We start from the raw sequence: 433 nt of genomic DNA, 5'->3' as shown, positions 1-433 counted from the left end.
GGGTGCCTACCGACATGGTGCTGCCCACCGCAGGTGCTGCAGAGGCTTTCCCGCTGGTCGCCACCCTCGAACCTCGTCACGCAATCGTCGTCCACCCCCAGTTCACCGAGCCCGAAGCTGCTCTGAGAGCGGCCGGGATTAGCGTCGGTCGGCACATCCTTAACGTGTCCGATGGGTTCGCCCTCGACCCGGACCTCGTCCCCGACGATGCCGACCTCGTCGTCGTCGGGAACCCGACGAATCCCACTGGCAGACTGCACCCGGCTACCGACCTGCTGGCTCTGCGCCGCCCCGGAAGGATCCTCGTCGTGGACGAGGCCTTCATGGACGCCACCGATGAGTCCCAGTCCCTTATTGGAAGCGATATGGACGACCTCCTCGTCCTGCGCTCCATGACAAAAACCTACGGTCTGGCTGGAATCCGGGCCGGATA

General features: G+C 64.7%; 1 protein-coding gene. It reads left to right on the top strand.

The genetic code is table 11. The annotated features are described in order from the left end of the window. Positions 1–14: 14 nt before the first annotated feature. The coding region (locus CBF90_RS16420; protein WP_242435708.1) for an aminotransferase class I/II-fold pyridoxal phosphate-dependent enzyme at positions 15–433 on the top strand (419 nt) is incomplete at its 3' end.

The sequence above is a fragment of the Microbacterium sp. AISO3 genome (assembly GCF_002204305.1).
Taxonomy (GTDB): Bacteria; Actinomycetota; Actinomycetes; order Actinomycetales; family Microbacteriaceae; genus Microbacterium; species Microbacterium arborescens.
Note: the sequence above shows the minus strand (reverse complement) of the source record. Positions and strands in the feature narration are given on the sequence as shown.